Source organism: Anaerococcus tetradius ATCC 35098 (assembly GCF_000159095.1).
Lineage (GTDB): Bacteria > Bacillota > Clostridia > Tissierellales > Peptoniphilaceae > Anaerococcus > Anaerococcus tetradius.
Map to the genome: position 1 here is coordinate 15,658 of NZ_GG666304.1, position 11,822 is coordinate 27,479.

Annotated in this window: 10 protein-coding genes and 2 pseudogenes; 10 read left to right on the forward strand and 2 right to left on the reverse strand. The window is 25.9% G+C overall.

What is annotated here, in order from left to right:
• A pseudogene (locus HMPREF0077_RS11025) lies at window positions 1-235 on the reverse strand (hypothetical protein); the annotation flags it as partial.
• A 339-nt stretch (window positions 236-574) separates the two neighbouring features.
• On the opposite strand from HMPREF0077_RS11025, the gene HMPREF0077_RS09125 reads away from it, so the two are divergent.
• From HMPREF0077_RS09125 to HMPREF0077_RS09170, 10 genes are all read left to right on the forward strand, one after another.
• The gene (locus tag HMPREF0077_RS09125) at window positions 575-1,144 is read left to right on the forward strand and encodes a phospholipase A2 family protein (protein ID WP_040349709.1); all 570 of its coding nucleotides are present in this window, start codon (window positions 575-577) and stop codon (window positions 1,142-1,144) included.
• Window positions 1,138-1,401, forward strand: coding sequence for a hypothetical protein (locus HMPREF0077_RS11030; RefSeq protein ID WP_004837728.1), 264 nt, complete (start codon window positions 1,138-1,140; stop codon window positions 1,399-1,401). Before HMPREF0077_RS09125 ends, HMPREF0077_RS11030 begins: the two co-directional genes overlap by 7 nt.
• An 11-nt stretch (window positions 1,402-1,412) precedes the next feature.
• Window positions 1,413-1,844, forward strand: coding sequence for a hypothetical protein (locus HMPREF0077_RS09135; protein ID WP_004837729.1), 432 nt, complete (start codon window positions 1,413-1,415; stop codon window positions 1,842-1,844).
• A 295-nt stretch (window positions 1,845-2,139) separates the two neighbouring features.
• Complete coding sequence (locus tag HMPREF0077_RS09140; protein WP_004167045.1) at window positions 2,140-3,057, forward strand: ABC transporter ATP-binding protein; 918 nt, start codon at window positions 2,140-2,142, stop codon at window positions 3,055-3,057.
• The gene (locus HMPREF0077_RS09145) at window positions 3,050-3,784 is read left to right on the forward strand and encodes an ABC transporter permease (RefSeq protein WP_040349711.1); all 735 of its coding nucleotides are present in this window, start codon (window positions 3,050-3,052) and stop codon (window positions 3,782-3,784) included. Before HMPREF0077_RS09140 ends, HMPREF0077_RS09145 begins: the two co-directional genes overlap by 8 nt.
• 19 nt (window positions 3,785-3,803) lie before the next feature.
• Window positions 3,804-4,526 (forward strand): ABC transporter permease, encoded by a 723-nt coding sequence (locus HMPREF0077_RS09150; RefSeq protein WP_040349712.1) that lies wholly within the window; start codon window positions 3,804-3,806, stop codon window positions 4,524-4,526.
• 74 nt (window positions 4,527-4,600) lie between these two features.
• Complete coding sequence (locus HMPREF0077_RS09155) at window positions 4,601-4,828, forward strand: plantaricin C family lantibiotic (protein WP_004167060.1); 228 nt, start codon at window positions 4,601-4,603, stop codon at window positions 4,826-4,828.
• Window positions 4,829-4,914: 86 nt separating this feature from the next.
• The gene (locus HMPREF0077_RS09160; RefSeq protein WP_004167033.1) at window positions 4,915-8,130 is read left to right on the forward strand and encodes a type 2 lanthipeptide synthetase LanM family protein; all 3,216 of its coding nucleotides are present in this window, start codon (window positions 4,915-4,917) and stop codon (window positions 8,128-8,130) included.
• 88 nt (window positions 8,131-8,218) lie between these two features.
• Window positions 8,219-10,342, forward strand: coding sequence for a peptidase domain-containing ABC transporter (locus tag HMPREF0077_RS09165; RefSeq protein ID WP_004837732.1), 2,124 nt, complete (start codon window positions 8,219-8,221; stop codon window positions 10,340-10,342).
• 123 nt (window positions 10,343-10,465) lie between these two features.
• Window positions 10,466-10,930: a DUF2599 domain-containing protein gene (locus HMPREF0077_RS09170; RefSeq protein ID WP_004837733.1), complete on the forward strand. Its 465-nt coding sequence runs from the start codon at window positions 10,466-10,468 to the stop codon at window positions 10,928-10,930.
• Between the two features lie 235 nt (window positions 10,931-11,165).
• Here the strand turns inward: HMPREF0077_RS09170 and HMPREF0077_RS09175 are convergent.
• A pseudogene (locus HMPREF0077_RS09175) lies at window positions 11,166-11,822 on the reverse strand (relaxase/mobilization nuclease domain-containing protein); the annotation flags it as partial.

Genomic DNA, 11,822 nt, shown 5'->3' on the forward strand with positions numbered 1-11,822 from the left:
CTTTATTTAAAGAATACTTTTGCATAAAGGTGTTCTTTTTTTCTTGCAATTTATCGAGGTTTGATAGTATTTCTTTTGTATTTGGAAGCTTTTTATAGTTTTCTAAAATTTCTTTAGCAGCTATTTTGTATACGGAAAGCTCACTATAATATTCTTCTGCAAATTACTTGTCTTCAGGATTTTTCTTATGGTATTTATAGATCTCATGACATTTATTTATAATATTTAAATTTTTTCATATCTTGTTACAGATTTTTTTATTTCGGTTTATACATCAAAATAAGAACAAAAATATCAAGCTAACTAAGATAAAGACATGCTTGACATGAGATTGAAGTAAAGAGCAATTTCTAAAATAAAAGGCAAAATTTAAAATAGTATTATAGTAATAATTTTTTATGAACAAGGAATTCAAAGAGTAAGTGACGAAGTATTTTCAATGACTAAAAATTATATAGTAAAGATAATAATTAAATAATATTCACAAAAGTTAGCTGAAATAAATTTCTAACTACTATAAAATTAAACTAGAAATAAGGCATTAAAAGCGTTAGTAGCATAAATGAGATATGTAATGAAAGAAAAATTAAAAAAAATATTTTTGGGGTTAATTTTTGTATTGGCTATTTGTGTACTTATCTTACCTAATAATAATGTAGCAGCATCCGATGGAGAAAATTTGAGCTATAGTGATATTGAAAGAATAGGAGATGAAGTTCAGAAATACATCATTGTAGATAATGATAGTTTATATTTTGATTATCAAAGTGCACAAAATAATAACGAAAGTCCAGAAGTTATAGAACAAGGCTTATTGTTAGAATCAGTAAGTTCAAATTATTCAGAATTTAATACAGAAGGTTATAGTACTCGCTCAATAGGTTTACCAATATGGGGAAATTATTGTGGACCAGGTTATGGCGGAAAGGATTCAGATGAACCAGTTACTGATGTACTAGATGAAGGTTGTAGAAGACACGATCAATGCTACAAGTGGTCTCTAACTCTTAGAAAGAATTGTAAATGTAATAAAGACTTAGTAGATTATATTGATACACATAAAAGCGAAATGTCAGGAACAATGGCTAAAGTTGCTTGGGCAATCAGAACATACTTCAATACAGTAGGTCAAGTAGGATGCTAAAAAATATAGAAAAATACACATTTGTACTCGGCATAATAATATTTGTTATTTCATATATTCTTCCTGTAGATTTATTAAATAAATTTACAGAATTGAAACCTTTAGGTATAAGTACGATTTTTATATGTCCTATACTTGGAATAATTGGTTTGATATCATCCATAAAAAGAAAATCTATATTATTTGCTTTTTTGAACTTGTTATTGCTATTATCTTTCCCAATTACTATGTTCATTGGAAATATACTTTTTAAGTAGTTGGTATAGAAGTGAAAAGTAAAAATATAATCAAAGGCATATATCTTCTAGTTCTTATTTTTGTAATATTTAAATTGTTTAATTTAAATATTAGTAATTATGAACAAATTTATGAGTTATCTAATTATGAAATAAATAAAAGGCAGTTGAATCAAATAGATTGGAAGGATATAGGCAAAAAAGATGGCATATATCTATTAACATCAAAAGATTGTCCATATTGCTTACATTATATAAGCAATGGAATAGAGCTAGTAAAAAAAGAAAGTGAAAGATATGATTTATTTAAGAATGTTGTAGATTTAGACATAGGTGAATATTTTAACAATGCTGAGTTTAATAGGACCTTAGATTATTATGGGATCAATACCATACCATGTATATTGGAGATTAGAGATAATGAAATAAGACTTATAGAATTTGAGGACATTCAAAAATATTAATTAAAGGCATATATAATTAGGAACGATTAACAAATATTTATATAGCTTGGCACATATACATAATTTTAAAAAAACAGAAGAAAAATTTTATTAAAAGTAAAATTGATAGATGAAAAAGGGAAGTATTCACAAAAGTTAGCTGATTAAATTTTGAAATTCTTATACAATTATTATGATAAAAAGTCTAATGTGAATTTGTAAAAAGTAGATGGATTTATAGTAATGATAATAAGTAGACATTATGAGACTAAACACTAGACTGTTATAAATGAACATTTAAGGAGAAATTAAATTGATGAATAGTATTTTAAGCATAAAAGATTTAGAAAAGTATTATGAAGATTCACCTGTATTGAAATCTATTAACATAAATATAAATGAAGGCGAAATATATGGATTATTAGGTAGAAATGGTGCGGGGAAAACTACTATAATGAAGATTATATTAGGATTAACTAAACCAACTAAAGGGAAAGTTATCTTGCTTGGTTCTGATACTAGCACTGATAAAGGAAAAGAAGTATTAAAGAACGTTGGTTGTATTATAGAAAGCCCTGGTTTTTATAGTAATTTGACGGCAACAGAAAATTTAATGATATTTGCAAAATTAAGAGGCGACTCTGAAAACTCAGTAAAAGAAGCTTTAAAGTTAGTGAATCTTCCATATAATGACAAAAAGCTTTTTGGCAAGTATTCATTAGGAATGAAACAAAGGCTTGCAATTGCAAATGCTATAATGCACAAACCAAAAGTTTTGATTTTAGATGAACCAATAAACGGTTTAGATCCAATAGGAATTGCAGAAGTTAGAGATTTAATTAAATCTCTAAAAGAAAATGGAACTACTATTCTTATTTCTAGCCATATTTTACCAGAGTTAGAAAATTTGGCAGATAGGATAGGAATTATTAACGATGGAAATTTAATTGATGAAATTAATTTGGAAGAATGGAACTCTCATAATGAATTTGGAGTTAAGATTTATGTTGATAAGACTCAAGAAGCAATAAATTTATTATCTAAGAATGGAGTGAATTCTGAGCAAATGGTAACCTTTAATAAAGGAATTATTATAAAAAATGAAAATGTTAAGGTTTCCGATTTAAATAAAATTTTTATAAAAAATGACTTCGAAGTAAATGGAATTATTGAAGAGAAAATAACACTTGAAGATTATTTTAAAAAAGTTACAGGAGGTCAAGGAATTGGGTAATTTAATATTTTCAGAATTTAAAAAGCAAAAGAGATCAAAAGTTGTATATCTATCTTTGGTATTAGTTATAGCTTATCTAACAATGATATTAATATATACTAATGAAGCTACAGGACTCTTTGACAGTTTCGTATACTTATATAAGTTTTCATTAAGTTATATGAATTATTTAATATTACCAATGATTTTACTATCATTCTTAACAACATCATTTTCAAATGATTATAATAATGACACAATTAAGTATATATGGACAATACCTATTTCAAGAACAAAATATTTTATATCTAAACTAGTTTACTTATTTATGATATCTCTAGCTATCATGATTTTTGTGTTCTTAACAGTTTGTATTACAGGTTTTTTAACTAGATTTCATGATAGTATGACAAGTGAGTTAGTTTCAAGATTTTTTTTACTATGTATTAGAAGTTCGATATTTATTTTTTTAAGCGTAATACCAGTGTCAATAATTACTATTGTTACAAAAGGTAATGCTGCTACTACAAATTTAATAGGAAGCCTTTATATAGTAGTTACATTTTTTTTAATGAAAAAGTTGCAAGGTATAAGTCCTTTAGCAAGCAGCCATAATGTAATTTGGTATAACAACTTTGAAGGAGTAGAAAGTAGTCCATATATAGGATATTTTATAGCAAACATTGTTATTGTATTTGCAATTTATGTTTATATATCAATAAAAATTTTAAAAAAACAAGATGTGTAGGTTAACTAAGGTGATTAGCATGGTACAGATAGAATTAAAAAAACTTAAACGCAAAAAACTTTTACTCATTTTATTTATAGTTTGCCTAATTTCATCTCTTATACAATATGGGATGGGAAATATGACATATAACGATATAAAATATGGATCAACTTTTGGCTGGTTCTTAAAAAATGGTCTAAGTGTGAATTCATATTATATTTTTACTCCAATATTTACATTAATAGGAATGGAATTGTTTTTAATGGAAAGCAGAGATAAGGTATGGAATAATTTATTAACTTCACCTATTAATATAGAAGATATAGTTAAAAGCAAAAAAAGCGTTAGTCTTATATTATCTTTAATATATTCTTTGCTTACATTTTTATTGATGCTTTTTTTTGAAATCAAACTAAACTTAGAGTCAATAAATTTTAATGTAGTAATACAATACTTTATTAGGTACATAATTCATTCATTGGTAAGTTATTTAATATCGTGGTTAATAATAAGCGTTATGTTATATTTTAAACAAAATTTACAAATAGGAGTAATTGTTGGATTTGTTGTTTCATTCTTTGGAGTATTTGTTTCACAATTAAATATGGCTTACTTATATGTTGTAAATAGTATGTTTTACATTTCTAAAGCTATAGATTCTACAAATAAAGAAAAATTAATTTCAGCAATAATAGTTTTGCTAGTATTTATGTTGCAAAAAATTATACTTAGTAAATACTGCGAAAAAATATATGCATGAGATTGATAAATAGGATGCGTTTATTATGAAATCTACGCATTATATTTATAAAACTAAAGAAAGGAGGAGAGATTATGTCAAAAAAAATGGAGAATTGGAAAAAAGCTATCTATTTTAAAAATGAAGATGTTGATAATCCGGCAGGAGATATTTTCCGCGAATTATCTGATAGCGAACTTGATGGAATTATGGCAGGTGGAACAGCAAATACACATTGTCATTGCTATTCTGGAAAAGATTCATGTGGTCATGGTTGCACTATAACTACAGAATGTCCATTTGCAACTTTAATTTGTTGCTGATGGATATAAATTTCCATATGTGAATGGGGGGCGGATGGTATATTTCTGCCTCCCGTTTTTTAATATACTATCAGGAGGATGTATAATTGAAATCGATTGAAGAATTTAAAAATTTTGCTTATTCTTTTGAGAGAAAAGATTATGAACTAAATTTTAAAAATTATAAGATAGCTAAAGTTAGAAAAAAGTACTGGGAATCTTTTTTGGGTGATGATTTCATAAATTATGAAGATTATTTATTGAAGGCATATAATATTGATAGTGATAGATTTGAATGTATTTTAGAGGAGTCAAACTTTAAGATTAAAAATACTGTAGAAATGAAAAAAATAGAAAAATTTTTATACTATATGCAATCACAGGAATATTTGGAATATAAGTTGCCTAAATTCTATGTTAGGAACAATAAAAATAAAAAAGTGAAGCCTTTATTTTATGATTTTTATAAGCCATTTATAAATGTTGGAGTTATCAATTTAAAAAAATGTTTAAAATTTTATAATATTTCGGAAGATATCATTAATCAATTTACTATTCAGCTTATAAATAAATTAATAAATATAACATATAGGACAATAATTCTTGAGTTAAATATTGCTAAAGAAAACGAAAAGCTAATAGGTGAAAATAAATATGAAAGATATGAATATTTTACAGAACATTATATTGAAGAGCACTTTTGGGATATTTTGGAAGAATATCCTGTAATGTTAAGATTAATGGTTGAAGCAGTAAATAATTGGGTGACTGCAACTTTTGAATTTATTAAACATTTTTATGATGATATCCATGATTTAAAAAAGTACTTTTTCATTTCAGATATAATAACAAAAGTTGACTTAAATATTTCAGATTCTCACAATAATGGAAAATCTGTTATTATAGTACATTCTGAAAATGGGAAAAGTGTTGTTTACAAGCCTAGAACTCTTGAATTAGATGAAAAATTTCAAGAGACAATAAAACTTTTTAATAGGTTAACAAATAGTAATTTATATACCTATAAAGTAATTGATAAAAGAGATTATGGTTGGTCTGAATATATAAGTTATGAATCTTGCAGTTCTGAATTAGATATGCAAAATTATTATGATGAATTAGGAAAGCTGTTATTTATCTTATATGTCTTAAGAGGTAATGATGTTCACTATGAGAACATAATTGCACATGGGAAACATCCAGTTTTAATAGATATAGAAACAATATTTCATAATAAAATGGTTGATAAAATTCATAGGGGTGCTGATGATAAAATTTATGAAACTATTGAAAATTCAGTGAGAAGAGTAGGGATATTACCTAATATTATATGGGGAAGAGGGAAAGATATTGGTGTAGATGTAAGTGCAATGACGAATGATGAAAGTAAAGAAATTCCAATTGAAACAGCAAGTATATTAGATATTTTAACTGATGAGATGAGAATAGATTATAAAAGATCTGTTTTAGAGAAGAAAAATAATACTCCGTTTATTAAAAATAAAGTGGTAGATACTTTTCAATATAAACAGGAATTGAAAAAGGGATTTATAAATAGTTACAGGCAGTTTTTATCAGAAGATTCAAAGAAAATCTTATTAAAGGATGTCGATAAATATAATCATAAAGAATCAAGACAAATTTTAAGGGCTACACAGTATTATTCATCTCTTATTCAGCTATCTTTTCATCCTGATTTCATGAGAAGTGGTTTAGATAGAGAAATGTTGTTTTCAAAATTATGGACTCAAGTTGAAGAAGAAAACAAGTTGAAAAGAATTTCGGGCATTGAGCTTTTGTCTCTTATAAAAAATGATATACCTATGTTCGTTTCAAAAATAGGGACTTTTAGTATAGAAGATAAAGATAATAATAAAGTTGAAAACTTTTATAAAGAAACATCAATTAATCTTGTTAAAAAGAATATAGCGGATATTTCAGAAGAAGATTTGAGGTTTCAGATTTTGATGATCACTACTGCATTAAATTATGATCCAAAATATAATTTTATTAATAATAAAGAATTGAGACATGATAGAATTCTAAAGATTATAAAGAAATCATCAGATTTGGAGCTAAAAAAGAGTGAACTTATAGAAATATCAGAAAAAATTGCAAACCATTTAATCGAATTATCATACATTGGTGATAATAATGATATAAGTTGGATGGATATGAATATCGTAGGAGAAAAAACTAATGATTGGAATATAGTTCCTGTAGGTATGGATTTATATAATGGTATTTCAGGTATATTAATATATTTTATATATCTATATAAAGAAACAAAAAATCATAAGTATTTTCAAGTAATAGAGCAATGCTTTGAAACGATAAGGGGTTATTTTAATAAAAGGGATAAATATAAAGATAATAAAATTTTGTTTGGCGGATTTTCAGGAGAAACACCTATTATATACGCTCTAATTATTTTAGAAAAAGAGCTTAATGAATACTTTGATTCAGATGAGTTAGAATTAATGAGGTCAAAAATTTTTAATAGTTGCGAGAAAAGCTTAATTAATAATCAGGAGCATGATGTAATTATTGGTTCTGCGGGTGTGATTTTAATACTTTTAAAATATTATGAACATGTCAAAGATAAAAAAATATTATCATTAGCAGAGCGTTACGCCGATAAAATAATGAAGGATAGCATTAAAATCGAGAATGCTTTAGCGTGGAAAAGTTCGTTTGCTAAACAACCACTTGGAGGTTTTGCACATGGAACATCTGGAATAATATTTGCATTTGCAAAATTATATAAATATATAAAAAATGATAGCTATTTAGAAATAATTGAAAAAGGTATGAAGTATGAAGATATGTTATATAGGGATAGTGTAAAAAACTGGTCTGATAGAAGAGAAACAGATGATGGTATAAGATATGATGATTTAGAGAATCATATACCAGTTGCGTGGTGTCATGGAGCAAGTGGAATATTATTAAGTAGACTTTATATAAAAAATTTAGAAATACCATTAACAGAGAGTAGAAAATCTAGTATAGATTCAGATATTTCTAATGCAATAGAAACTAGCTTAAAGTTTGGATTTGGTAGAAGCCATTGTTTATGTCATGGTGATTTAGGAAATATAGAAATTTTAAATTATGCCAGCAGAGTAGTCGAGAAAAGAAAAATAAAAGAAAAATGCGACATATATATGGAGTATATTAAAGAAGATCTCATGAAAGGTAATTGGAAATGTGGAATTCCATATGATAATTCACCTGGTATCATGGTGGGTTTAGCAGGAATAGGATATGGAGTATTAAAAGTGTATAATCCAACAATACCATCTATCCTGATATTAGAATGAAACTTTATAATATGCTCAAAAATCTTATTATTTTTATTTAACGAGTTAAATAGATAAAATTTGTAGCGAATAGTTGAGGTGATTTTATTTGAAAAAGGTTAAATTTATACAGCAGCTATCTGAGAGTGGGTGTGGAGTTGCTGCACTTTGTATGATACTAAACTTTTATGGTTGTAAAATTCATATTGCTGAGTTGAATAAAAAAATAAATGTTTCAAGAGATGGAGTATCTATAAAAAGTTTAATTAGTCTATCAAATGATTTTGGACTAAAATCTAAAGCTGTACAATTAAAGAATAAAAAAAGCTTAATATGTACAAAGGAAATTTTTCCTTGTATTTGTATAAAAAATAATAGTCATTATATCGTGCTTGAAAAAGTAAAAAATAATGATGTCGTATATATAGACCCTGAATTAGGTAGAATTAGAATATCAGTTGATGAATTTAATGAGTTCTTTAATGGAATAGTTATTATTTTTACACCCACTAAACAATTTAAAAAAAGGAAAAAAGGAAAGAATACAATAAATTTATTAAAACTTGGGTTTTTAGATAATAAATTAGTTTTAATTTTAGTATGTATTTCTTTATTAATTCAAATTTTGACACTGTTTACACCTTGGTTCACTAGATATATTATAGACGACGTTATTGGAAATAATCTTAATAAAGATATTAATTATTTATTTATTTGTTCAATAATATTTGTATTATTGTATGGAGTATTTTCCTATGTTAGAGCATTGTTGATTTCTATTTTGCAAAAAAAATATATTTATTCTTTAAAAAGAAAGATAGTAGAAAAAACATTTAAGTTGCCGTTAAAATTTTTTGATATAAGACCGTCTGGGGAGATTATATCAAGAATAAATAACATAGATTTACTTCAACATAGTATTACAAATATGATTATGGCAATTTTTATTGATTTATTAACGATAATAATTTCTTCTTTAGCAATGATTAAAGTTTCGAGAGATCTTGCTATTATAAATTTTATACTTGGTTTTATTTTATGTATAATTGTATTCGTTTTACTTAAGATAGTAGATAAAAAAAACATAGATTCTATTGCAAGTAGAGAAAAGACGCAAAGTTATTTGATGCAAATTTTTTCTAATGTTTTACTAATAAAGACCTCAGTAGGATACCAAAGCAGTATAAAAAAATGGAACGAGTTTTATAATAGACAAATATCTTTAGAGTATAATAGAGAAAAAATATTGGGACTTTATCAAAGTTTTATGATGTCATATAGATTACTACCAACGTTTATAATATTGCTTATAGGGAGTTTTATTATAAATAGTGGTTTAATGACTACTGGTGAAATGATGGCTTTTATAACATTAACAAACATTTTTTTTAATCCATTAGTAACGATTATGCAAACAATTTTTGATTCTCAATATACGATATCAATAATAGATAGGTTAATGGAAATAACCCTAGATGATGATGAAATTACTGATAAGGGAAGAAACATATCTGAATTTGAAAAACTAGAGTTTAAAAACGTTAGTTTTTCATATAATAATAATTATGAAAATATGGTTGTAGACAATATTTCTTTTAAATTAAAAAAAGGACAAAGCTTATCAATTATTGGGAAAACTGGTTGTGGTAAAACTACAATTGTAAAGCTTTTGCTATCAATTTATAGTCAATACAAAGGAAATATTTTACTTAACAATATAAATATTAAAAACTATAATTTGGATACCTATAGAAAGATCTTTGGCGTTGTACTTCAAGATCAAATGTTTTTTAATGATACGATTAGAAATAATTTAGATATTTCAAATGAACATACTGATGAGGAGATTTATTTAGCTTTAAAAATAGCGTGTTTCGATGAAGAAGTACAAAAAATGCCTTTTAATATACATACTCAAATAGGAGATAATGGGAGTAATTTATCTGGCGGGCAGAGGCAAAGATTAGCACTAGCGAGAGCATTACTAACAAAACCAAAAATAATTATTTTAGATGAAGGAACAAATCAATTAGATGCAATCACTGAAAATAAAATAATGAAAAAATTGAGAGATGAAAATATTTCACTGATATTAATTACTCATAGATTATCAAGCATTATTTTTTCTGATGAAATATTACTTTTAGATAATGGTAGGATAGTAGATAGGGGCACACATAAAGAATTGAAAGATAGAAGTGATTTTTATTGTTCGCTCATTGATAAACAATAAATTAATTAAAGTAAAATCAGTTACGATTTTCATAAAAGTTAGATGGTTTAATATAAATGATTATTTATAATGATTAAAAGGTGATTATGTTGTATATATTTATAACATAGAAAGGATTAGATAATGAAAAATAAAGTATGGCAATGCAAGATAATGGGGATTTTATTGGTAATTGTTTCTATAATACCGAACAAAGCATTAGCTAGTTCCGGGAATATAGAAATAAATTGTTCTACAGATCTATCAATAATAAACGATGGGCTAGAAGATATTCCTATATCAAATTTAGTGTCTTCTGAGAGTGTATTTAAATATTTTGATGATGTAACCTGGATTCAAAGAGATGGTATTTGGTCATTATCGATTTCTCCTAAAAATTTTGTAAGAATGTCTTTTAGTAATGATATTTTGATAAAATCTTGGAACGAACTTAAGGAAAATTTTTCAAATGACGTACAGTGGTCTCAATATAAAGATAATGAGGATATATTATTTGAACAGTACAAATGTCATTTTTTCAAAGCAAAAATAAAAAACCGATGGAACATAGAACCGTTTAGAGAATCTATTGATCGGCTTTGTAACTAATTATTATACTTACCAAGCCATATAAATAGATTTAGATTTAAAAGGATTTACTTAAAAATAGCTGAAGATTTAAGATAATCTCATAAGTTTAGTGTTAGAAATTAATCTTATAAGATAAGTCGATTTGAGACTGTGAAATAATTTATGTATAGGAATTCCTCCTGATTAGTTTTCACTTACCCTAATCAGGAGGTTTCTATACACAAAATTTTATACAGTCTCAGAAGTGAAGATGTTACCTCTCCACTTCCTTCCCATAATAATTTTCATAGTTTTTCCTATACTGAACAAGGTCAGAAAATTGTTCTTTATTCAAAGAATACTCTTGCATAAGGGTGTTCTTTTTTTCTTGCAGTTTATCGAGCTTGGATAGTATTTCTTTTGTATTTGGTAGCTTATTATAATTTTCTAAGATTTCTTTAGCGGCTATTTTATAGACGGAAAGTTCGCTATAATACTCCTCTTCAAATTGCTTATCTTCAGGATTTTTCTTGTGGTATTTATATATTTCACGATACTTATTTATAGTATAAATATTTTCCATATCTTTGGATAAACTCTTCATCTCAGTTTCAAATTTTTTTATTTTATCTAATAAGTCTTGTCTATCATCAGCAGATTTTTTGATCAGATCATCGAGCTGGGTAATGGAATTAATTCCTTGTTCTCTTAATTTAATTATTGAATCTGCCATTGTTTTGATATTGTGTTTTCTTGCCCAGACTTCGTAACCTTTAGAGGATTGTGCTTTTTCATTAGTAGATATATCAATGACGTTTCCTACTCGTTTTTTAATAGGATTAGCTTTATTTATTATAGCTAAATCTATTCTTTCTTTGATCTTTTCTTCAGTATAATCTTCTCCGATAGTCTTAGCTCTTGTAAATCTTTT

Coding starts and splice junctions, on each gene's coding strand:
- HMPREF0077_RS09125 (WP_040349709.1), top strand. CDS start 575: ATGAAAGAAAAATTAAAAAAAATATTTTTGGGGTTAATTTTTGTATTG.
- HMPREF0077_RS11030 (WP_004837728.1), top strand. CDS start 1,138: ATGCTAAAAAATATAGAAAAATACACATTTGTACTCGGCATAATAATA.
- HMPREF0077_RS09140 (WP_004167045.1), top strand. CDS start 2,140: ATGAATAGTATTTTAAGCATAAAAGATTTAGAAAAGTATTATGAAGAT.
- HMPREF0077_RS09150 (WP_040349712.1), top strand. CDS start 3,804: ATGGTACAGATAGAATTAAAAAAACTTAAACGCAAAAAACTTTTACTC.
- HMPREF0077_RS09155 (WP_004167060.1), top strand. CDS start 4,601: ATGTCAAAAAAAATGGAGAATTGGAAAAAAGCTATCTATTTTAAAAAT.
- HMPREF0077_RS09170 (WP_004837733.1), top strand. CDS start 10,466: ATGAAAAATAAAGTATGGCAATGCAAGATAATGGGGATTTTATTGGTA.